Origin of the sequence: Nonomuraea sp. NPDC049400, assembly GCF_044466425.1 — a bacterium.
Taxonomy (GTDB): domain Bacteria; phylum Actinomycetota; class Actinomycetes; order Streptosporangiales; family Streptosporangiaceae; genus Nonomuraea.
In genome coordinates, this window is record NZ_JBITMP010000014.1 from 42,264 (window position 1) to 64,328 (window position 22,065).

The window sequence follows — 22,065 nt, forward strand, 5'->3', positions numbered from 1 at the left end:
GGACGCTCTCGGAGGTGGGGGATGCCCAGGGAATGCTCGATCGCCAACGCGCTGGCGGTCGTCGGCGAGCGGTGGAGCCTGCTGGCCATGCGGGAGATCACTCTGGGCGTGCGCCGCTTCGACCAGATCGCCCGCAACACCGGCGCCAGCCGCGACATCCTCACCGCCCGGCTGCGCAAGCTGGAGGAGGTCGGGCTGCTTGAGCGCGAGCTGTACGAGGAGCATCCGCCGCGCTACGAGTACGTGCTGACCGAGGCGGGCCAGGCGCTGCACACGGTGCTGCTGTCGCTCATGGACTGGGGCGACCGCTACGTCACGCGGGGCGAGCCGCCGACGGTGTGGCGGCACAGCTGCGGCGAGCCGCTGGAGCCGGTCACGGTCTGCGCGCACTGCCGCGAACCCGTGCGCCAGCAGGACATGGCCGCCATCCGCCTGCACCAGCCACAGTAGAGATGTGAAGATCCTCCTGGTTCAGCCCCCGCAATGGTCCCCCGACGGCCACGCCAACTTCGACGCGATCGAGGCATTCGTCCCCGCGCACGCGGGTGACGTGCTGCTGCTGCCCGAGCTGACAGGTGGCAGCCTGGCCAGGGCCGACTACCTGGCCAGAGTGCGCGACCTGGCCATGGGGACGGGCATGGCGGTGGTCGGCGGGTCGCACTACGACGGGCCGGTCGGCGGGGCCGTCAACCGGGGGGCGGTGTTCGACGCCGGGGGCACGCTGCTGGCCGAGTACGACAAGGTCCACCCGTACGGCCTGGAGCTGGGGGCCGGCGTGGTGCCCGGCCGCCCGAGCGCGGGCTTCGAGCTGAACGGCCGCCGCCTGCACGTGCTGCTCTGCGCCGACCTGTGGTACTCGGCGAGCCTGGCGGGGCGCGACGGCCTCGACGCGGTGCTGGTGCCCGCCTTCTCGGTCACCCGCTGGGACGGCCCCGCCCCGGCGCGCGAGCTGTGGCGGCACATGAGCGTGGCGCGGGCGTACGAGTTCATGACGTACGTGGCGGTGAGCGACTGGCACCACGAGACCACGTACCTCGGGCATCCCTGCGCGGGGGTCACCGGGCTCGCCAACCCCTGCCCGCAGAGCCGCGCCGGCTTCTTCACCGGCCCGGGCGACGCGCCGGTCTCCGCCCACGACCTGGACTTCGACCGCCTGGACGCCTTCCGCGGCGACCGCGCGGACCGCGGCTTCCGATAGGGCTCACCCCGCACGGTCATCGGGACGAGCCGGCGGCGCCGGGCGTGAGGGCGTCGGCGACCTGCCTGGTGACGCGGCGGCCGATCAGGGCCAGGAGCTTGCGGGGGCGGCGCGGCATCAGGTGGGCGAGGCCGAGGTTGCCGCGGCCCGGCACCACGTAGCCGCGGTCGCGGTCGAGGGCGCGCAGGGCGGCGGTGACGACCAGCTCGGGCGCGACCGGCTTGGCGCCGATGGCCGCCTCCCTGGTGCCGATCTTTTCGAAGAACGGCGTCTCCACCGGCCCGGGCGTGACCGCGAGCACCTTGACGCCGCTGCCGCGCAGCTCGCTCCAGAGCGCGAGGCTGAAGTTGAGCACGAACGCCTTGGACGAGGCATAGGTCGCGAAGTACGGGGCGACGTTGAAACCGGCCGTGGATCCTACGTTCACCACCCCGCCCGAGCCGCTGGCGAGCATCCCCGGCAGGAACGCGTGCGTCAACCCCACCAGCGCGACCACGTTGACCATGAGCTCCTCGTGCTCGCGCTCCGGCGCGATCTGCGCGAAGTGGCCGGCCGTGCCGAACCCGGCGTTGTTGACCAGCAGCTCGATGGAGATCCGGCGGGCGGCGACCTCCTCGGCGACCCGCGTGGCCGCGTCGGGGGCGGACAGGTCCTGGACGAGCACCTCGGCCCGCACCCCGTGGGCCTGGCGCAACGAGTCGGCGAGCGTTTCGAGCGCGGGCCGGGATCTGGCGACCAGGACCAGGTCGTGTCCGCGGGCGGCAAGCCGGCGCGCGAACTCCGCGCCGATCCCGGAGGAGGCTCCGGTGACAAGAGCGTATGACATGCATAAGAAAGTAGCAGATTCCATCGTATCTGCGGCAAATCGTCTCACTTTTTGGCGGTAACGTCTCCTCCATGGGAAGACTGCGGGCCGACGCCGAGCGCAGCATGCGAGCGATCATGGCGGCGGCGGAAGAGGTGCTCAGCGCCAACCCGGTGGCCACGATGGAGCAGATCGCCGAGAGCGCGGGCGTGGCCAGGGCCACCGTTCACCGCAGGTTCGCCAGCCGGGAGGCGCTGATCGAGGCCATGGAGGTGACCGCCTGGCGGGAGATCCAGGAGGCCGTGCACGCCGCCCGCCCGCACACCGCGCCCGCCCTGGTGGCGCTGCACCAGGCCACGGCCAACATCCTGCAGATCAAGCCGGGCTGGCGGTTCACCCTGGCCCGCGAGGTGCCGCTCAGCCACGAGGCGCAGGCGGTGCGGGCCGAGGTCATGGAGCTGTGCGAGTCGGTGTTCGGGAAGCTGCTCGGCCCCGGCGCCGACATCGTCTGGGCGCGGCAGGCCTATCTCGCGCTGCTGGGGGAGGCCGCGCACGGCTCTCCCCCAGGCTTCGACGCGGACGCGCTGGCCACGAAGGTGCTCGACACCCTCATGTACGGCGTTCAGCGCACCGCGTAGGCGCGGATCACCTCCTGCGACAGGGTGCTGCCGTTGACGTCGGAGGCGTTCAGCCGCAGCGAGACGAATCCGGACGGCGACCGGTCGAGCGTGGCCTCGTAGGTCCGCTCGCCCTTGTCACGCAGGCGGGCCTTCGTCCAGGTGGCGCCGTCGTCGTACGACACCTCCAGCGAGACGTCCTTGACCGCGCTCTGCGCCGCGCCCTCCTGCTGGCGGAGGGAGAGGCCGAGCCTGCGGGAGCCGGCCTGGTTCCGCAGGTCCACGGGCGCGTCGAACGAGGCGAGCAGCAGCGGCACCACCGTCGTGCCCGTGGCCCGCTCCGAGCCGAACGTCCACACCGCCTTCGTGCGGGTGGACAGCTTCGCCCACTCGGCCTCGTTGGCGACCGCGTACTCGATCCGGTACGTGGCCTTCTCCGGCGAGAGCGTCCCCGAGCCCGAGGGCAGGTAGTTCGTCTGCCACAGCAGCGTGTCGCCCCGGTACAGCCGGAAGTCGGTCTTCAGGCCGTGCTCGAACTGGCTGGTGTAGGCGTCGCCGTAGTTCCGGTCGGCGTCCACGAACCCCTGCATCGAGACGCGCAGCCGGTCGCCCTCCCTGCGCAGCGGGTTGCGCGGGTTGACCCCGGGCAGCAGCGGCTGCTTGAACAGCGTCCGGCTGACCCGCTCCCCTGCCTCGTACGGGCGGAACTCCGGCGACGACATCGAGACGCGCGGCGTGTCCGGGTGCGGCCACATGTTGTTGTAGGACCGCTCGGGGGTGCCCGCCGACGAGCTCCACCGCAGCTCGGGATCCGGGGTGACGTAGTCGGTACGGGTACGCGGCGTCTTGGCCATGGGATGGTTCGTGGAGATGGACGAGGTGTCCCACGGCTCGAAGACAAACCTGGCCTCGTTCACCGTCACGTCGTCGGACAGCTGGCTGTGGTAGCCGGTCTCGATCCTGGCCAGCGACTTCGACCTCACCGTGTACGTGAGCGAGTCGCGTACCCGGCCCTGCTCCCGCAGGTACAGGTCGTAGACGTACGGGCTGGCGACGATGCCCTTGGCCAGGATCGGCACCGGCAGGCGGCGCAGCCGCTCGACCAGCTTCAGCCCCTCCTCGTGCGTCAGCCGCACCGTCGGGACGGCGAGCTTGACCTTGTTGCCACCGGTCGTGACGTCGGCGCCCGGCCGATCGCTGTAGACGGCGACCAGCTTCGCCCCGGCGGCCGCGGCCGCGTTGGACTGGACGGAGACGGGCACGCCGTCGGTGCGCCGGATGACGGCCAGCTTGCCGCGCAGATCACGGGCCTTGATCTCCTCGGCGCTGCCGCGGCCCGCGTCCACGGCCATGAGGAGCCGGGTGCCGTCCAGGCGCGGGTACTCGGTGGAGAAGTCGCTGAACTGGACGGGGTCGACGTACTGCGGGTCGAGGTCCAGGCCGGGCGTGGCGAGGGTGATCTCGGGGGCGGTCAGCCGCCAGCGGGTGGCGACGGTGAAGGCGCCCTTGGTGACCTTCCTGGTGGGCTGCACGAACAGCCGCTCCTCGATCTGGGCGCCCGGCGAGATCGTGGTGCCGCCGCGCAGCGCGGTGCCCGTCTTGCTCGAGCGGTACCACATGAGGGCGGCGGCGGCCCCGGTGTTCCGCTTGGTCTTGTGGTCGGGCGTCTCGACCTTGACCTCCACGGCCTTGCGGGCGTCCAGCACGACCTCGGTGTTCCCGGTGATCTCCATTTCCGGGTCGCCGACGAGGCTCTCGTTGAGCGGCTTTCCGCCGGTGGTGCTGTCCTGCGTGGCGGGCATGGTGAAGAGGTGGCCGAGCACGGAGTAGGTGCCGGGCTTGACGAGCAGGCAGGTGCCGCTGCCGTACTTCTGGTCGGTGCAGGGCTGGGACGGGTCGCCGGGGAGCAGTCGGCCGACCAGGGTGCCCTCGTCCAGGTTGAGCACGGTGAAGCCGCCGCGGGCGGTGCGGCCGTCCCTGGCGATGCCGCGTACGCGTAGCTCGACCCGCTTGTCGTCGACGCTGCCCGTCAGCAGCGTGCGCACCGTGCCGCCGCCCGCGACGGCGCCAGTGACGGTCGCGGTCAGCTCCTGGCGCAGCAGCCCGGCCTTGGTCGCGTTGGCCGTGACCTTCGCCTCGGCCGTCCCTCCGGCGGGCACGGTGAGCTTCGACGGCTCGACGGTGAACGCGTCGCCGGCCGACAGGCTCAGCTCGGCCGGGGCCTGGCCGAGGTTGCGGTAGCCGACGGTGAGGCTCTTCCGCTCGCCCGTGGTGAGCTTGCCGAAGCCGGCCGAGCCCGTCGAGGCCACCACCGTGCCCTTGAGCGCGGCGGCCACGTCGATGCGGCCCGTGCCCTGGGCGTCCACGTCGATGCCCTGTGCCGGCTTGGCGCCGGCCATGAGCAGCGACTTCAGCTCGTTGCCGGCGATCCCCGGGCGGGCCTGCCGCAGCAGCGCCGCCGCGCCCGCCACGTGCGGGGTCGCCATCGAGGTGCCGGAGAGCGTGAGGCTGCCGCCGCCGGTCCTGGCGGCGGTGATGTCCACGCCGGGGGCGGTGACGTCGGGCTTGACGGCCAGGTCGGCGATGATCGGGCCCCTGCTGGAGAAGGGCGCCAGCTTGTCCTGCTTGTCCACCGCGCCGACGGTCAGCGCCTCGGGGGCGTCGCCCGGCGCGCCCACGCACTGGTCGCAGCCGTCGTTGCCGGCCGCCACCACGAACAGCGTGCCGTGCTGCTTGCTGAGCCGCGTCACGGCCGTGGTGAGCGGGCCGCCCGGCTCGCGGCTGCCGAGGCTCATGTTGACGATCTCGGCGCGCTTCTCGCCGGCCGCCCACTCCATGCCGTCGATGATCCAGGACAGCTGGCCGTAGCCGTCGGCGTCGAGCACGCGGCCGTTGAGCAGCCGCGCGCCGGGGGCGACGCCCTTGCCGATGCCGCCCGCGCCCGTGCCCGCGATGGTGCTCGCCACATGGGTGCCGTGCCCGTGGGGGTCGCCCGTGGCGCTCTGGCCGGTGAAGTCGCGCTGGTCGGCGACCTTGCCCGCCAGGTCGGGGTGCGCGGCGTCCACGCCGGTGTCGAGTACGGCCACGGTCGTGCCGGTGCCGTCGTACCCGGCGGCCCACGCCTCGGGCGCGCCGACCTGCGGCACGCTCTGCTCCAGCGCCGGCTTCACCTTGCGGTCGAGCCAGATCTTCTGCACGCCTGCCAGCGGCCCGGCCGCGCGCAACGCCGGGGCGGCCCCCAGCTTGGCGAGCTCCGCCCCGAACCGCGCCGCGTCCCGCGTGGCCACCTGGACGGCCGCGCCGCCGATGCTCTCCAGCGTCCTGACCTGCTTCGCGGCGGGGATCGCGGCCTTGGTGGTGTTGCCCGCGTAGGTGAGGATGAGCGGGATCGCGACGCCGTAACCCTGTCCGGCTAACTCGGTCACGTTGAACAGCGCGGTGTCGAGCCGTTCGGGGACCAGGGCCGCGACGTCGTCGGGAATGACGGTCACCCCGTCGTCCGACTCCAGCACCTGGAACGTCGGCACGGACCCGTCCGCCCGCGGCGCGGGAGTGACCGTCACCGCGCGGTGCTCGCCGTCCACGGCCCGCACCTGCACCTGGTCGCCGGTGATCAGCGTGATCTCGTCACTCGCCGGGGCGCTCGTGAACGCCGCGCGCGGCGACGCGGCGACCGCGTGCGCGCCGGGAGCCGCGAGCACCGACACGACCATGACCATGGAGACGGCCGCAGCCCGCCATCGCCCCATGGACGACCTCCAGAGAATCGGTAAGCACGAATACCGCATTCCTAGTCATCCGGATAGGACGGTGTCTATGAGATAGGTGTGGCTACTTCCTGACTTGTCGGGAACCCGCCATCCGGGCCGGCTCAGCCGCCCCGCCGGGCACGCGCCGAGGTGATCAGGCGGCGGCCGAGCAGGGCCAGGTAGAGCACCCACCCGGCGGCCACGAGGGCGAGCGTGGCGACGGGCTGCCAGCCGGGCAGCTCCGCGACGGAGCGCCGTACCACCGCGACCGTGATCGGCACCGTGTAGAGGGCGAAGAAGCCCAGCCCGAGCACCCGCCCCGCCACCAGGAACCACGCGTAGAGGCGGACGCTGCGGCGGGCCTGCCCCGCCTTGCCCGCCAGCGCCGCGCGCAGGTGTGCCTGCGCGTCCGCCATGAGGTTCTTGTTCCCGCCGGCGTTGGCGAAGGCGTAGTAGACGTCGGTACGCATGAAGAACAGGAACTGCCAGGCGATCTGCGACAGGCAGATGACCATGACCAGCCGCACGACGGCGAGGTCGGCGACGTACAGGAGGCACGCCCCCGCGCAGACGAGGAACCAGTCGACCCGCATGCCCGCCAGATACGCCCGGTAGCGGGCCCTTCTGGGCACGCCCCAGATGCCGGTCATCCTGGTCTGCACGACCAGGAACTGCAGCCGGGTGCCGAGCGACAGCTCGGCCCGCACGTTCAGGGACCTCGCGGCGGCGACGTGGCCGAGCTCGTGCACCAGCACGAGGATCCACGAGCCGGCCGCGAAGGCCACCGTGAACGTGAGGCTGTTGGACCACACCAGCGACGACAGGCCGGGCAGGATCCCCGGCTCGGCGACGACGGCGGCCAGAGCGGCCACCGTCAGCAGCGCGAGCACGGCGTGGGCCGGTCTCGAGAAGAGCCAGGCCACGTGATGGGGCCGGATCCGGTCCCAGAGGTTCGGCGGGCGGCGTGGCCGGCTGAGCAGGCCCGCGCCTTCCAGCCCGGTGACGAACTCGGCCACGTCCACGTCCACGCCGTGCTCGGCCAGCACCCGGGCGCGTGCTTCCTCGGCCGTCCGGCTGCCGTCCAGCGCCGCGATCACGGCCGCCGCCACTCCCGGCACGTTGACGAACGTCTCGCCGTTGCCGATCACGTAGTCGTCCGGCCCGTCGGCGACGACGGTGAGAAACGACAGATCGGTCCTCACGCGCAGACCTCGCAGTCGTCCAGCCGGTCGAAGTCCCTGGCGGTGGTGGTGAGCGTGAGCAGGTCCAGCCAGACACTCCTGCCCTCGATCGCGGGCGCGCCGGTCCCGGTCAGGTGGCGGATCACCTCCGAGGCGAGCATCCCCGACACGATCCCGCACAGGGGCCCGAACGACGGGATCGTCCGCCCGGGGTTGTCGCTGACCGGCAACGTGGCGGCGCCGTAGCGTCCGGCGAGCGCGCGTTCCTGGCAGGCCAGGCAGCCGGTCTTGCCGGGCACGACGAGCGGCCCGAGCAGGCCGACGTGCTGATTGAAGCCGCCGGTGACGAACGGCGTGCCCGCCTCGACACAGGCCTGGTTGACCCAGTGGCGGATGTGCGGCTGCGGCGTGTCCACGGTGTTCACCACGAGGTCGGCGTCGGTGACGACGTCCCCCGGCCCGGCGATGCGCCGTTCGATCTGCCTGACCTCCAGCTCCGGGCAGTGCTCGAGGAGCGTGCGCGCGGCGGCGGCCGTCTTGGCCTCGCCGAGGTCGCGGACGGTGTAGAGGTGCTGGCGGTGCAGGTTGCTGAGCTCCACCCGGTCGTCGTCCAGGAGCGTCAGCCGGCCCACGCCCGAGGTGGCGAGCTGGAGCGCGACGTGCCCGCCGATGGCGCCCGCGCCGAGCACCGCGACGTGCCTGCGCGACAGGTCCGCGATCGCCGCGGCAGCCCGCTCCGCCGGGTGGAACATGGACAGCCACAGCCCGAACCGGGACGCCCTGGCGTCACAGGCCAGCGTGTCGAGCTCGGCGTCGGTGACGAGGATCCGCGCGGCCCGAAGTTGCTCGACCGCCGCGTCGATGTCATGCGGATCGACGTCGTCGATGAGGTTGTGCAATTCGCTCTGCTCGACGGGCGAGTCCGCGCAGAGCCGGATCAGGCGGCGAAGCGGCGGCGGAGCGGGATCCACTATTTGGCCGGTCGGCGGGAAATCGCCGAGCCGAATCCGCTCGTGTGCCTCATCGATGAAAAGGGGAAAAGCCGGATTCACTTGAATCCTTGGCATGGAGGCGTCTCCAGGGCAGGTCGGAGGCGGGCCTCCCGCGGACGGGGGCCTCCGCAGGAGGCCACGCGGACGGTCAGCAGCTGTTGCTGTTGCCCGTCGTCTCGACTTCTTCGACCTTCTTGATCTCGATCGTCATGCGCGATCCCTCCGTCGATCTCGATTGGTCGCTGTGATCGTAAATAAAACGCAAGAGAAAGGGGAGGCCCAATTTGCAGAAATCGCGTTATGTCCGGCTGAGAAACGCCAGTGACCGCTTCCACATGAGCGCCGCCGACTCTTCGGAGTAGCCGGGCAGGCCGGGATCGGCGAACAGGTGACCGTCACCCGGATAGACGAAGCACTCGAACGCCGCCCCCACCGCCGCCCCGAGCTGAGCGATCTCCTGCTTGTCGAGCCACGGATCATGCTCGGCGTAGTGCACCTGCACGGGCACCCCGTCCGGCCACTCCCCCTCGACGGCCACCCCGCCATGGAACAGCAGGGCGCCCCGCGCCATCGGGTGCGTCGCGGCGAGCAGCTGCGCCCCGTACGCCCCCAGCGAGAACCCGGCGAACACCGTGGGACCCGCCACCTCGTCGCCGATCCGGCGGAAGCGGCGGTCGAGCTCGTCGGGGCCGAGCGCGTCACGCTTACGCAGACCCGGCTCGATGTCGGCGAAGACCTCGCCGTCGTAGTAGTCGGGCGTGCGCACGACGTGCCCGCCCGACCGCAGAACCTCCGCCGCCACGCCCACCCCCGGGCGCAGGCCCTGTGCGGAGTGCAAGAGGACGATCTCTGCCATGACGACTGTGTACCACCGGGGCACGTGGTGGACCAGCGCGCGCCGGTTGCTTAACGTGCTAAGGGCTTATTCATCGCCTTTTTCGTGGGGAGCCGCCCGATATGCACGATGACCGCAAGCTGGTCGAGGCCCGTCTGAAGCGGGTGCTCGACGAGCGCATCCGCCCGGCTGTCCACCCCGATTCGGTGCCGCTGGAGGTGGCCGTCTGGCACGCGCCGGGCGAACCGGTGCCGGTCGGGGAGGGGCTGGCGGCGGCCCCCGAGCCGATCGCGCCAGGCGCCGCGTGGGGCGCGCCGTGGGGCACGAGCTGGTTCACGGTCACCGGCGCCGTGCCGGCGGAGTGGGCGGGCAGGACCGTCGAGGCCCTCCTCGACCTGGGCTTCGACGAGAACATGCCGGGCTTCCAGTGCGAGGGCCTCGTCTACCGCCCCGACGGCTCCCCGGTGAAGGGCCTCAACCCCCGCAACCAGTGGGTACGCGTCGGCTCCCCGGTCGAGGGCGGCGAGCGGGTGCGCCTGCACATCGAGGCCGCCTCCAACCCCGTCATCCTCGGCGTCCCGCCCTTCCAGCCGACGCACCTGGGCGACAAGGAGACGGCCGGCGCCGCCCCGCTGTACCGGCTGGGCCGCATGGACCTGGCCGTCTTCGACGAGACCGTGTGGCAGCTCGTGATGGACCTGGAGGTGCTGGGCGAGCTGATGGCGGAGCTGCCCGCCGACGGCACCCGCCGCTGGGAGCTGCTGCGGGCCCTGGAACGGGCGTTGGACGCCGTCGATCTCCAGGACGTCAACGGCACGGCGGCCGCCGCCAGGGCGGAGCTGACCGGCGTGCTGTCGTCCCCGGCGGTGCCGTCGGCGCACCGGATCAGCGCGGTCGGCCACGCCCACATCGACTCGGCCTGGTTGTGGCCGCTGCGCGAGACCGTGCGCAAGGTGGCCCGCACCGCCTCGAACATGACCGCGCTGCTGGAGGACGAGCCGGACTTCGTGTTCGCGATGTCGCAGGCGCAGCAGTGGGCGTGGATCAAGGAGCACCGGCCCGAGGTGTGGGCGAAGGTGGTCAAGGCAGTGGCCACGGGGCGGTTCGTGCCGGCGGGCGGCATGTGGGTGGAGTCCGACACGAACATGCCCGGTTCGGAGGCGATGGCCAGGCAGTTCGTGCACGGCAAGCGGTTCTTCATCGACGAGTTCGGCATCGACAACGAGGAGGTGTGGCTGCCGGACACGTTCGGGTTCGCGGCGGGCCTGCCGCAGATCATCAAGGCGGCGGGGTCGAAGCGGCTGCTCACGCAGAAGATCTCGTGGAGCCGGACGAACACGTTCCCGCACCACACGTTCCTGTGGGAGGGCATCGACGGTACGCGGATCTTCACGCACTTCCCGCCGGTGGACACGTACAACTGCTCGATGAGCGGCCGCGAGCTGGCGCACGCGGAGCGCAACTTCAAGGACAAGGGCTCCGCGCGGCACTCGCTCGCGCCGACGGGCTGGGGCGACGGGGGCGGCGGCACGACGCGCGAGATGGTCGCCAAGGCGGCCAGGCTGCGCGACCTGGAGGGCTCGCCGGCCGTCACCTGGGAGCCGCCCGCCGACTTCTTCGCCAAGGCCGAGGCCGAGTACCCGAACCCGCCGGTCTGGGTGGGCGAGCTCTACCTGGAGCTGCACCGCGCCACGCTCACCAGCCAGGCCAAGACCAAGCAGGGCAACCGGCGCAGCGAGTCCCTGCTGAGGGAGGCCGAGCTGTGGGCGGCGACCGCGGCCGTGCGGACCGGGGCTCCGTACCCGTACGAGCAGCTTGACCGGATCTGGAAGACGGTGCTGCTGCACCAGTTCCACGACATCCTGCCGGGCTCGTCGATCGCCTGGGTGCACCGGGAGGCGCGCAGGACGTACGAGGCGGTGGCGGCGGAGCTGAACGGGATCATCGACACCGCGCAACGCGCCCTGGCCGGGACCGGCGACCGCGAGCTCGTCTTCAACGGCGCCCCGCACGCCCGCCACGGGGTGCCCGGAGGGGGCGCCAGGAGCGTCTCCGGCGTGCGGTGGACGGAGGTGCGCGAGCGCGACGGCGGCGGCTTCGTCCTGGAGAACGACCTGCTCAGGGTGGAGATCGACGCCCGCGGCCTGGTCGTCTCCGCCTATGACCTGACCGCGGGCAGGGAAACCCTGGCGGCCGGGCAGGCGGCCAATCTCCTCCAGCTCCACCCCGACTTCCCCAACCAGTGGGACGCCTGGGACGTGGACGAGTTCTACCGCAACACGGTCACCGACCTGGTGACGGCCGACGAGGTGAGCCTCGACGGCGACGGGGTGCGCGTGCGGCGCTCGTTCGGGTCGTCGTCCGTGACGCAGGTGCTCACGCTCGACGGCGGCAGGCTCGACATCCTCACCGAGGTGGACTGGCACGAGACGGAGAAGTTCCTCAAGCTGGCGTTCCCGCTGGACGTGCGCGCCGACCGGTACGCCTCGGAGAGCCAGTACGGCCACACCTTCCGCGCCACGCACACCAACACGAGCTGGGAGGCGGCCAAGTTCGAGGCGTGCAACCACCGCTTCGTGCACGTGGAGGAGCCCGGCTGGGGCGTCGCGCTGGTCAACGACTCGACGTACGGCCACGACATCACCCGTGCCGTCGGCGGCTCGGGCACCACCACGACGGTGCGTGTCTCCCTGCTGCGTGCCCCGCGCTTCCCCGACCCGGAGACCGACCAGGGGGTGCACCGCTTCCGCCACGCGCTCGTGCCGGGCGCGACGATCGGCGACGCGGTGCGCGAGGGCTACTTCATCAACCTCCCCGTGCGCCAGGTGCCCGGCACCGCCTCGGCGGAGGTGGAGCCGTTGATCACGGTGGACGACGACGCGGTGGTGGTGACCGCCGTCAAGCTGGCCGACGACGAGAGCGGCGACGTGATCGTACGCTTCCACGAGTCCAGGGGCGGCCGGGCCCGCGCCACCCTCACGCCGAGCTTCCCCGTCGCGGAGGTCGTGGCCACCGACCTGCTGGAACGCCCCACGGGCGAGGGGGCGCTGACGCTGTCGCTGCGCCCGTTCGAGCTGGTCACCCTGCGGCTGAAGCGGGCTTAGTCACCCAGGCGGGGCGCGTACGTGCGGTGGAAGACCAGTGATGCCGCGCCGATCGCGGCGGCGTCGGCCGCGATCGGCGAGGTCTCCACGCGCACGGCGTGCAACCGCCTGGCCAGCGGCCTGCTCGACACTGCCCGCGCGATCACCTCGCGGTAGATCTCCCCGACCTCCCTGAGCGCGGGCCCGCCGAGCACGAGCAGGTCGATGTCCAGCATGTTCACCAGGCTCACGGCGGCGTCGGCCAGCCGCCCGGCCACGCGTTCGATGACCTGCCGCGCCTCCGGCTCGCCCGCGGCGGCGGCCGCGCAGATGGCGGCGTAGGGGATGTCTCCCCCGAGCGCGGCCTCGATGGCGCTCGGGCAGCACACCGCCTCCACGCATCCCCGGTTGCCGCAGTAGCACTCGGGCCCGTCGGGCTCGACCGTGATGTGCCCGAACTCGCCCGCGTTCTCCGACCGCCCCCGGTACACCTGGTCATCCAGGAACATCCCGCCGCCGATCCCCGTCCCCAGGTACAGGTAGGCGAAGCTGGGCGTGGTGCGGGCGATCCCGGCCCACCGCTCCCCGATGGCCGCCGCGGTGGCGTCGTTGTCCACGGTCACCGGAAAGCGCGTGTGCTCGCGCAGCAGCTCCTTGATCGGCACCTGGTCCCAGCCCGGCAACCTGGGCGGTGACACCATCACGCCGTCCCGGTCGAGCGGCCCCGGGCAGGCCAGCCCCACGCCGAGCACCTTGCCGTCGGCCACCCCCGCCTCGCGCAGGATCCGCCGCGCCGCCCTGGCCATCTGCCGGATCACCGACTCCGGCTCGAGCCCCGGCCGCACGGGCAGGTGCAGCCGCGCGACCGGCCGCCCCGCCAGGTCGGCCAGCACGCAGGAGATCTCCTCGGGGTCGAAGTGCACGCCGACCGCGTACCCCGCGCCGGGATCCACGCGCAGGATCGTGCGCGGCTTTCCGCCGCTTGACGGGACGGACCCGTCCTCGACGACGAGCCCCTCCTCCAGCAGCCTGCGCACGATCACGGACACGGTCTGCGCGGTCAGCCTGGTGCGGGCCGCGATCTGCACCCGGCTGATGCCGTCGGACGCCTGGATCGCCTCCAGGACCACGGCCCTGTTGTAGCTCCCCACCGCGGGCAGGTTCGTGCCGCGTCGCATGTGAGCCATGTCACCACAGAGTGTTGACTTAGTAAATCAAAAAGATTTACGTTCACCGCACTCCCAGGACACATGCGGAGACCGTGATGAAACGTACGCTGGCCGGTTCTCTCCTCCTCCTGACAGCTGTCACCGGGTGCGGCGGCGGCGCCGCGCAGGACGCCTCCGGCGGCAAGGAACTCGAAGTCCTCTACAGAGTCGAACCGACGTGGCCGCATCTGGAGAAAATGCTCGCCAACGCGAAGAAGCAGTACGAAGCCGCTCACCCCGGCGTCAAGATCAAGCTCACCCCCGTCCAGGGCAACAACGAGGCGTACTACACGAAGCTGGCACTCCTCAACCGCTCCCCCGACTCGGCGCCCGACGTCTACTACCACGACACCTTCCAGGTCAACGCGGATGTCGCGGCCGGCAAGCTGGCCCCGCTCGACGACTACCTGGCCAAGTGGCCCGACTGGAACACCCAGTTCCCCGACTCGGTCAAGCAGGCCGCCAAGGGCGGCGACGGCAAGATCTACGGCGTGCCGATCAGCACGGACACGCGCGGCCTCTGGTACCACAAGGACGTCTTCGCCAAGGCCGGGCTCCCGGTCCCGTGGCAGCCGAAGACCTGGAACGACGTGCTGACGGCGGCCCGCACGATCAAGCAGAAGGTCCCCGGCGTCGTCCCGTTCAGCATGTACTCCGCGAAGATCCACGGTGAGGCGTCGACCATGCAGGGCTTCGAGATGCTCCTGTACGGCACGCCCGGCGGCACCCTCTACGACGAGACGCAGAAGAAGTGGGTGGCCGGGGGCAAGAACTTCACCGACGCCCTGACCTTCATCAACACCGTCTACCGGGAAGAGCTCGGCCCGAAGCAGGCCGACGCCCACAACGCCAAGCTCGGCGACAAGGTGACCCTCGAGTGGTTCCCCGACGCCAAGCTCGGCATCTCCCTCGACGGTGCCTGGGCCAGCTCGGCCTGGAAGCCGGCCGGCACCAAACCGTGGGCCGAGTGGACGCAGAAGATCGGCTGGACGCCCATGCCGACGCAGAACGGCGAGGCGCCGGGCGCGGTCAGCATGTCGGGCGGCTGGGTCGTGGCGATGAGCGCGTACACCAAGCACAAGCAGGAGGCGTTCGACTTCATCACGACGGCCACGAACAAGGAGAACTCGATGGCGTACTCGGTCGGCACGGGTGACCTGGCCGCCCGCAAGGACGTGGCCGCCGACCCGAAGTACAGCGCCGACAACCCGAGCGTCAAGTTCTGGACCGACCTGGCCTCCGTCACCCGCTACCGGCCCGCGTACGAGGTGTACCCGAAGGTGTCCGCCCAGGTCCAGGAGGCCATGGAGGGGGTCACGACCGGCTCCAGGACCCCTGAGGAGGCCACCGCGAACTACGTCAAGGCACTGCCCGCGGCCGTCGGCGGCCCCGACAAGGTCCTGGCCCGATGACACTCGTCACGGCACCACCCCCGTCCGTGACGAGCCGCCCGGTACGCGGCTCGTCACGGCGGGGCGCTCTGCGCTGGCTCCTCCCCCTCGGCCCCGCCCTCGTGCTCCTCGTGCTCTTCCTGGCGGGCCCGATCCTCTGGAGCGTCTACATAGCCTTCACCAACGAGACGCTGACGGGCTCGGCCTCGGTTCATTCGCAGTTCGTCGGCGTGGCCAATTTCGTCAAGCTCTTCGGCGACCCGAACTTCCTGAACTCGTTCCTGCTCACGTTCGTCTTCGTCATCGGCTCGGCGGTCATCGGCCAGAACACCCTGGGCCTGATCATCGCGCTGCTCCAGCGCGGCCGGGGCCGCGTGACGCGCAGCGTCGTCAACGGCGTGGTGATAGCCGCCTGGGTGGTGCCGGAGGTCGTGGCCGCGGCCTGCTGGTTCTCCTTCCTGGCCGAGGAGGGCACCCTGAACACGGTGCTCGGCATCTCCCAGGAATGGCTCTACACCGCCCCCATGCTGGCGGTGATCCTGGCGAACATCTGGCGCGGCACGGCCTTCTCCATGCTCGTCTACTCGGCCGCACTCTCGGAGGTCCCCGCCGACCTGCTGGAGTCCGCCGCGGTGGACGGCGCAGGGCCGGGCCGCCGCCTCCTGCACATCACGCTCCCGCTGATCCGCCACTCCATCATGGCGAACCTCATGCTGATCACGTTGCAGACCCTGGCCAGCTTCGGCCTCATCTACGCCCTGACGGGCGGCGGCCCGGGCACGGCCAGCCAGACGACGCCGCTGTACATGTACGAGCAGGCGTTCCGCTATTTCGAGATCGGCTACGGCTCGGCGATCGCGCTGGTCATGCTGGTGATCGGCGCGCTGTTCTCCCTGGTCTACCTGCGCCTGATCAAGGTGGAGGACGCATGACGCGACTCGCCGCCCGCGGTGCCGCCTGGCTCGCGCTCGCGCTCATCACCCTGGCCTTCCTCGGCCCGTTCCTCTGGGTCCTGCTTGCCTCGGTCGAGCCCGAGGCCAGCCTGGCCGCCCAGCCCACGCTCTCCTTCTCCCTGGACAACTTCAAGGCCGTCCTGACCTGGGACACGATCATCCTGCCCCTGATCAACTCGATCGTGATCTCGGGCTCAACGGCGGTGCTGACGGTCCTGGTGGCGGGCCTGGCGGCGTATCCGCTGTCGCGTTACCAGCTCCGCTACCGCCGCCACTTCATGCTGACCCTCCTGTTCACCACGGGCCTGCCGGTGACGGCCATCCTCGTGCCGGTCTACGCGATGTTCTTCCGCTTCAACCTGTACGGCTCCGTACCGGCGATGGTGCTGTTCCTGACGGCGAGCTCGTTGCCGTTCTCCATCTGGATGATGAAGAACTTCATGGACGGGGTGCCGGTGAGCCTGGAGGAGGCGGCCTGGGTGGACGGCGCCGGCTGGGTCCGCTCGCTGACGGCGGTGGTCGGCCCCTTGATGGCCCCCGGGATAGCCGTGGTCGCCATCTTCGTCTTCGTCGGGCAGTGGGGAAACTTCTTCGCCCCGTTCGTGCTGCTGGACACCCCCGAGAAGCAGCCGGCCGCCGTGACCGTCTACACGTTCTTCTCGCAGTACGGGCAGGTGGCGTACGGCCAGCTGGCCGCCTTCTCGATCCTGTACACGGCACCGGCCGTGGTCTTGTACGTGGCGGTCAACAAGTACCTGGCGAGTTCGTTCAGCTTCGCCGGCTCGGTGAAGGGGTGATCCCTGCGAGGTCACCGACGCCCTCGGCCACGGCTTCCTACGCTCGATCTACTGCAGTCCCCCGCCGCCCGGACCACCACCCGGCCCGCCATGGCCCCCGACCTCGCGGGAGACCCCATCGTCCCGGCCGCCTGGGCCTCCCGGACCGTCACCGCCTCCGCCGCCGTGGCGGGCCCGTCTCTCGGCGCGGCACTTGGCGGGATCCTCGGCAAGCCTGCACGGTATCGCGTGGGAGATCGTCTCCGCGGTGGCCTGCTGGGCCGTGGGCGTGGCACCGGCGGGCTCGGCCGCCGCCATCACCGGGGCGACGAGGGCCGACGCCGTCATCGCGCAGGCCGCGAGAGCATTGTGGCTCTTCCTCATGAGAGATCACCTCATGCCTTGTCGTGGACTCGGGCGACACCCCGACTCAGCAGCCATATCAGCGCGTAACAGACACCGACCTGGCTGCATCACCTTTCACGCAAGGCGGCGGGGATGACGCGAGTCATCCGGCGGAGGCAAAAGTCTCGGCAGCCCGGACAGAGATTCCCCCGGCCGACGCCAGGGGAATCTCAAAGCAGGCCTCAGGCGCAGGTGTATCCGGAAGGCGTCTGCGTGTTGCCGCTCGGCCGGCTCGCCTGGAAGCCGAAAGTGGTGCCGGCGTTCGGGGCCAGGGTGCCGTTGTAGCTGAGGTTCTTGGCGGTGACGGTCTGCCCGCTGACGGTGAGGGACGCGTTCCACGAGCCGGTCAGCGTGTGCCCGGCGGGCAGCGTGAAGGTGACCGTCCAGCCGCTGATGCTGGAGGTACCGGTGTTGGTGACGGTCACGGGCTGGACGACGTACCCGGTGGCCCACTGGGTCTGCACGGTCCCGGTGGCCGTGCAGCCACCGCCGCCGGGGCCGGCCGTCGTGGCGAAGGCGCCCAGGGCGGAGTTGGCCGACACGTTCCCGGCTCCGTCACGCGCCCGCACGTACACCTGGTACTGGGTGGAGGGGCTCAGCCCGGTCAGCGCGATCGAGCTGGTCGTGGACTGGCCGAGCAGCTGGTCGGTCGTGCCCTGCTCGCGGTAGACGTCGTACCCGGCGAGCCCGCTGCCGCCGCTGTCGGTCGAGGCGGTCCAGGTCAGCGTGGCCGAGTTGGCGGTCACGTTGCTCGCCGAGGGCGTGCCGGGCGTGGTTGGCGGGGTGGGGTCGGTGGTCGAGCCGCCGGCCAGCGCGTCGTGCACGGCGGTGTACGACGGCTTCTGCTGGTAGCTCTCGTTGTAGATCAGGGCCGCGCCCTGCCCGGAGAACGTGTCGGGCACCCAGGAGTACTTGTCGGTGAAGCCCCAGATCGTCACACCCGCGCAGGCGGTCACCGCCAGGCAGGCGTTGACGACGTTGCGGTAGTAGGTAGCCTGCGTGGCGTCCTTGGTGGCGTCCCTGGGCATCACCATGCGCACGTCCAGCTCGGTGATCCGCACCTGGACGCCGAGGGCGGCGAAGCGCTGGAGGTTCTGCTGGAAGTCGTTCGGGAAGCCGTACTGGATCGCGAGGTGCCCCTGGAAGCCGACGCAGTCGACCGGCACGCCCTGCTGGCGCAGCGACGAGACCAGGTTGTAGATCGCCGTGCTCTTGGCGTTGATCCCCTCGGTGTTGTAGTCGTTGATGCACAACCGCGCGTCCGGGTCGGCGGCGCGGGCGGCGCGGAAGGCGTCGGCGATGTAGCTCTGGCCGAGCGTGTTGTACCAGAACGACGTGCGCAGGTTGCCGCTGTCGTCGAAGACCTCGTTCACCACGTCCCAGGAGACCACGGCCGGGTTGTTCGCGTAGTGGCCGACGACCTGGCTGATGTGGTTCTGCATGGCCGTGCGCATGGCGCTCGCGCCGAGGTTCTGGACCCAGCTCGGCGTCTGGCTGTGCCAGACGAGCGTGTGGCCGTGGACCTGCATGTTGTTCTGGGTGGCGAAGTTGACGATGGCGTCGGCGCCGGAGAAGTTGAACTGGCCCTGGCTGGGCTCGGTCGCGTCCCACTTCATCGCGTTCTCGGCCGTGACCTGGTTGAACTCGCCGGCCGCGATGTTGCGGTACGACGTCTCGTTGGCGAGCGGGCCCGTGGCGAGCGCCGCGCCGATGAACTTGCCCCGGCTCGCCGCGTGCGTGCGCAGAGGCGCGGAGGCGTCGGCCGAGGTGGCCGGAAGGAGGAAGGCTGCGAACATTCCCACCAGGGTGAGGACTCTGACGAGCAACGACGAATGCACGGACATCTACCTCCGAAGGGCAGGCACTCGGTTCCCGAAAGTTTTCGATCCTCGTCGGATCGCACCGAAGACGGTATTGACATGCAAGAGAGCGGTCAATGCCAGTGGCGTCCCGGCACTAAACCAGCAGCTAACCACCAGAAACTATCGGTTAAGAAATGAAACTTTCACATGGCTTGCCGAGGCCGGGCCTCTCGTGAACATTGGTAGCAATCCCCCTCATGGAAGGGCAGACCAATGGCAGACGGGCTCGTACTGTCCCCCGGTTCCGGGCAGCCGCTCGGTTCCATGGGGATGACGCTCAAGGTAGGGGCGGAGCACTCGAAGACCTGGTCGGTGTTCGAGAACACGATCGCACCGGGCTTCGACGTCGGCGCCCACTTCCACCATCAGGCCGAGGAGCTGTTCTACATCCTCGAGGGGGAGCTGGACCTGCTCGCGTTCCAGCCGCGCCTGGTCACCGAGGGCCCGTGGCAGACCTGGGAGTCGGAGAGCGGCGCCCGGGCGGTGCGCGGCGGCCCCGGCAGCCTCATGTACGTGCCCGCGGGCTGCCCCCACGCCTTCGCCAACCCCGGCGCCACGCCCACCAGGATGCTCTTCGTCGTCACGCCGTCGGGCCATGAGCACTACCTGCGAGAGCTCGGCGAACTGCTGTCCCGCCCGGGACCGCCCGACCAGGCCGCCGTGATCGAACTGCGGGCCCGGTACGACATCCAGCAGTTGTCTCCCATCGGCCTCGGCTGAGCCGTTCCCGCCTCTCTAGCGCAGCGTACCTACCGGTCGGTACTGTGATTTATCCAGAATAATCGTCCACAAGCCGGGAGTTCGGCGCATGTCTCTTTCGCACGCCCAGGTCCAGGCCCAGCTCACCGGACCCGGCCAGCTGTTCGAGATCGAGGAGCTCGGCGACACCGGGATACGCACGTGGAAGCACGCGCCGGCCCACTTCCGGGCGCTGCTGGAGATGAGCAGGTTCCACGGCGAGAAGGTCTTCCTCGTGTACGAGGACGAGCACATCACGTTCGAGGAGCACTTCCGCCGCGCCGCCACCCTGGCCAACCGCCTGGTCGAGGAGTACGGGGTGCGCAAGGGCGACCGGGTGGGCGTGGCCATGCGCAACTACCCCGAATGGGTGGTCTCGATGTCGGCCGCGCTGGCTGCCGGGGCCGTCGCCGTACCGCTCAATGCCTGGTGGACGGAGGCCGAGCTGGCCTACGGCGTGAGCGACTCCGGCGCCAAGGTGCTGATCGCGGACGGCGAGCGCGCCGCCAGGCTGGCCTCGGCGGGCGTCCCGCTCATCGTCACCCGAGGCGAGGTCCCGGCGGGCGCGCGCGCGTTCGGCGAGGTGATGGGCGAGGTCGCCGCCGACGTCCGGCTCCCCGACGTCGAACTGTCCCCGGAGGACCCCGCCACGATCTTCTACACCTCCGGCACGACCGGCAGCCCCAAGGGCGCGCTGGGCAGCCACCGCAATCTCGGCCAGTCCCCCATGACGGTCGCCTACGGCCTCCTGCGTGCGGTGGCCATGGCGGGCAAGGACATCGCGGCCGCGGCCGCCACCCGCAGGGTCACGCTTCTCACCGTCCCCCTGTTCCACGTCACGGGCTGCTTCTCGGCCCTGACCACCACCATGTTCAGCGGCGGCGGCCTGGTGCTCATGTACAAGTGGGACCCGGAGCAGGCGCTGCGCCTGATCGAGCGCGAGCGCGTGACCGCCATGATCGGCGTGCCCACGAACGCCTGGCAGCTCATGTCCCACCCCGACTTCGGCAAGTACGACCTGTCGTCCCTGACCACCCTCGGCTACGGCGGCGCCCCCGCCCCGCCCAAGCTGCTGGAGCGCATCACCCGGAACCTCCCCAACCGCGCCCCCTCCAACGGCTACGGCATGACCGAGACGACCGCACTGGCCATCGGCAACGGCGGCGCCGACTACCAGGCCAAGCCCGACAGCATCGGCCTGCCCTCGCCCGTGGTGGACGTGCGCGTGGTGGACCCGATGGGCGCCGAGCTGCCGCCCGGAGAGGTGGGCGAGCTGTGCGTACGCGGCCCGAACGTCATCCTGGGCTACTGGAACAAGCCGGAGGCCACGGCACAGACCTTCGTGGGCGGCTGGCTGCACACCGGCGACCTGGCCAAGATCGACGAGGAGGGCTTCGTCTACATCGTCGACCGGGCCAAGGACATGGTGATCAGGGGCGGCGAGAACGTCTACTGCGCGGAGGTGGAGGCGGCCCTGTTCGAGCATCCGGCGGTGGACGACGCGGCCGTGATCGGCGTGCCGCACGAGGAGCTCGGCGAGGAGGTGGGCGCGGTCATCCGGCTGGCGCCGGGCACCTCGGTCGCCACGGAGGACCTCCAGTCGTTCCTCAAGGACCGGATCGCCAAGTTCAAGATCCCTGCCCACTTCTGGTTCCGGGAGGGGGAGCTGCCCCGCAACCCCGGCGGCAAGATCCTCAAGACCCACCTCCGCAGGGAGATCCTCGGCGCGTAACCTTCGACGGGCTCCCCAGCTCGCGGTTTCCTCCATTACGTGCCGGGTAATCGCGCCCCCTACGTGCCGGCTGGCATCTTTCAGGTGTCACAACGAACCGCCACAAAGGGGAGCCCGACATGACCACCGCCCTGACCGTCACCGCCGACCGCACGAAGTTCCTGCGCCTCGCGCTGGCCGCCGACGCCGTCGTCACCGGCGTCAACGGGCTGGTCTACCTCGCCTTCGCCGCCCCCGTGAGCGATCTGCTCGGCCCCGGCGCGGGCCTCCTGCGCGAGATCGGCGCCTTCCTCCTCGTGTACGGCGCCGCGGTCGGCCTCCTGGCCGCCCGCCGCACGATCAGCCCGGCCGCCACCTGGGCGGTCATCGCGCTGAACATCATCTGGACCCTGGGCAGCATCGCCGCCGTCGTCACCGGCGCCGCGGCCTTCACCACGATCGGCGCGATCTGGGCCATCGCCCAGGCCCTGGTGGTCGGCGTGTTCGCCGAGCTCCAGATCACCGGCCTCCGCAAGGCCCGCAGCAACTAACAATTCACCA

General features: G+C 70.7%; 18 protein-coding genes. 10 read left to right on the forward strand and 8 right to left on the reverse strand.

Going from position 1 to position 22,065, the window contains the following annotated elements:
- Nucleotides 1-21 precede the first annotated feature (21 nt).
- Both ACIBVN_RS23140 and ACIBVN_RS23145 read left to right on the forward strand, forming a co-directional pair.
- Entirely contained in the window at nt 22-450 is a 429-nt protein-coding gene (locus ACIBVN_RS23140) for a winged helix-turn-helix transcriptional regulator (protein WP_397139494.1), read from the forward strand.
- 4 nt (nt 451-454) lie between these two features.
- On the forward strand, nt 455-1,198 hold the full coding sequence (locus tag ACIBVN_RS23145) for a carbon-nitrogen hydrolase family protein (protein ID WP_397139496.1): 744 nt from the start codon (nt 455-457) through the stop codon (nt 1,196-1,198).
- 16 nt (nt 1,199-1,214) lie between these two features.
- Here ACIBVN_RS23145 and ACIBVN_RS23150 read toward each other — a convergent pair whose 3' ends face one another.
- A complete protein-coding gene (locus ACIBVN_RS23150; RefSeq protein WP_397139498.1) occupies nt 1,215-2,024 on the reverse strand; it encodes an SDR family NAD(P)-dependent oxidoreductase in 810 nt (269 codons plus the stop codon).
- Nucleotides 2,025-2,095: 71 nt separating this feature from the next.
- On the opposite strand from ACIBVN_RS23150, the gene ACIBVN_RS23155 reads away from it, so the two are divergent.
- Entirely contained in the window at nt 2,096-2,641 is a 546-nt protein-coding gene (locus ACIBVN_RS23155; RefSeq protein WP_397139500.1) for a TetR/AcrR family transcriptional regulator, read from the forward strand.
- Here the strand turns inward: ACIBVN_RS23155 and ACIBVN_RS23160 are convergent.
- The 4 genes from ACIBVN_RS23160 to ACIBVN_RS23175 all read right to left on the reverse strand — a co-directional run bounded on the left by ACIBVN_RS23160 (nt 2,626) and on the right by ACIBVN_RS23175 (nt 9,398).
- Nucleotides 2,626-6,369 carry a S8 family peptidase gene (locus tag ACIBVN_RS23160; protein WP_397139502.1) on the reverse strand — a complete coding sequence of 1,248 codons (3,744 nt, stop codon included), beginning with the start codon at nt 6,367-6,369 and terminating at the stop codon, nt 2,626-2,628. The genes ACIBVN_RS23155 and ACIBVN_RS23160 overlap by 16 nt on opposite strands.
- A gap of 122 nt (nt 6,370-6,491) precedes the next feature.
- Complete coding sequence (locus ACIBVN_RS23165) at nt 6,492-7,571, reverse strand: PqqD family protein (RefSeq protein ID WP_397139504.1); 1,080 nt, start codon at nt 7,569-7,571, stop codon at nt 6,492-6,494.
- A complete protein-coding gene (locus ACIBVN_RS23170) occupies nt 7,568-8,521 on the reverse strand; it encodes a HesA/MoeB/ThiF family protein (protein ID WP_397139506.1) in 954 nt (317 codons plus the stop codon). Before ACIBVN_RS23170 ends, ACIBVN_RS23165 begins: the two co-directional genes overlap by 4 nt.
- 319 nt (nt 8,522-8,840) lie before the next feature.
- On the reverse strand, nt 8,841-9,398 hold the full coding sequence (locus ACIBVN_RS23175; protein WP_397139508.1) for a dienelactone hydrolase family protein: 558 nt from the start codon (nt 9,396-9,398) through the stop codon (nt 8,841-8,843).
- Between the two features lie 101 nt (nt 9,399-9,499).
- Between ACIBVN_RS23175 and ACIBVN_RS23180 the strand changes: the two genes are divergently transcribed.
- Nucleotides 9,500-12,481, forward strand: coding sequence for an alpha-mannosidase (locus ACIBVN_RS23180; protein WP_397139510.1), 2,982 nt, complete (start codon nt 9,500-9,502; stop codon nt 12,479-12,481).
- On the opposite strand, the gene ACIBVN_RS23185 is transcribed toward ACIBVN_RS23180, so the two are convergent.
- Complete coding sequence (locus tag ACIBVN_RS23185; protein WP_397139512.1) at nt 12,478-13,638, reverse strand: ROK family transcriptional regulator; 1,161 nt, start codon at nt 13,636-13,638, stop codon at nt 12,478-12,480. The two genes, ACIBVN_RS23180 and ACIBVN_RS23185, sit on opposite strands and share 4 nt — an antisense overlap.
- A gap of 86 nt (nt 13,639-13,724) precedes the next feature.
- Here ACIBVN_RS23185 and ACIBVN_RS23190 point away from each other — a divergent pair, with 86 nt between their 5' ends.
- Genes ACIBVN_RS23190 through ACIBVN_RS23200 form a run of 3 tightly spaced genes read left to right on the forward strand, consistent with a single transcriptional unit; the run spans nt 13,725 to nt 16,809 of the window.
- A complete protein-coding gene (locus ACIBVN_RS23190; RefSeq protein WP_397139514.1) occupies nt 13,725-15,080 on the forward strand; it encodes an extracellular solute-binding protein in 1,356 nt (451 codons plus the stop codon).
- Nucleotides 15,077-15,991, forward strand: coding sequence for a carbohydrate ABC transporter permease (locus ACIBVN_RS23195; protein WP_397139516.1), 915 nt, complete (start codon nt 15,077-15,079; stop codon nt 15,989-15,991). Before ACIBVN_RS23190 ends, ACIBVN_RS23195 begins: the two co-directional genes overlap by 4 nt.
- Complete coding sequence (locus ACIBVN_RS23200) at nt 15,988-16,809, forward strand: carbohydrate ABC transporter permease (protein WP_397139518.1); 822 nt, start codon at nt 15,988-15,990, stop codon at nt 16,807-16,809. Before ACIBVN_RS23195 ends, ACIBVN_RS23200 begins: the two co-directional genes overlap by 4 nt.
- Before the next feature lie 48 nt (nt 16,810-16,857).
- On the opposite strand, the gene ACIBVN_RS23205 is transcribed toward ACIBVN_RS23200, so the two are convergent.
- Together ACIBVN_RS23205 and ACIBVN_RS23210 are read right to left on the reverse strand one after the other, a co-directional pair.
- On the reverse strand, nt 16,858-17,172 hold the full coding sequence (locus tag ACIBVN_RS23205; RefSeq protein ID WP_397139520.1) for a hypothetical protein: 315 nt from the start codon (nt 17,170-17,172) through the stop codon (nt 16,858-16,860).
- 203 nt (nt 17,173-17,375) lie between these two features.
- On the reverse strand, nt 17,376-18,989 hold the full coding sequence (locus ACIBVN_RS23210; RefSeq protein WP_397139522.1) for an endo-1,4-beta-xylanase: 1,614 nt from the start codon (nt 18,987-18,989) through the stop codon (nt 17,376-17,378).
- A gap of 279 nt (nt 18,990-19,268) precedes the next feature.
- Here ACIBVN_RS23210 and ACIBVN_RS23215 point away from each other — a divergent pair, with 279 nt between their 5' ends.
- The 3 genes from ACIBVN_RS23215 (at nt 19,269) to ACIBVN_RS23225 (ending at nt 22,055) form a co-directional block, all read left to right on the forward strand.
- A complete protein-coding gene (locus ACIBVN_RS23215) occupies nt 19,269-19,775 on the forward strand; it encodes a cupin domain-containing protein (RefSeq protein ID WP_397139524.1) in 507 nt (168 codons plus the stop codon).
- An 88-nt stretch (nt 19,776-19,863) separates the two neighbouring features.
- Complete coding sequence (locus tag ACIBVN_RS23220; protein WP_397139526.1) at nt 19,864-21,525, forward strand: class I adenylate-forming enzyme family protein; 1,662 nt, start codon at nt 19,864-19,866, stop codon at nt 21,523-21,525.
- Nucleotides 21,526-21,644: 119 nt separating this feature from the next.
- Nucleotides 21,645-22,055 carry a hypothetical protein gene (locus ACIBVN_RS23225; protein WP_397139528.1) on the forward strand — a complete coding sequence of 137 codons (411 nt, stop codon included), beginning with the start codon at nt 21,645-21,647 and terminating at the stop codon, nt 22,053-22,055.
- The last annotated feature ends 10 nt before the right edge of the window (nt 22,056-22,065 follow it).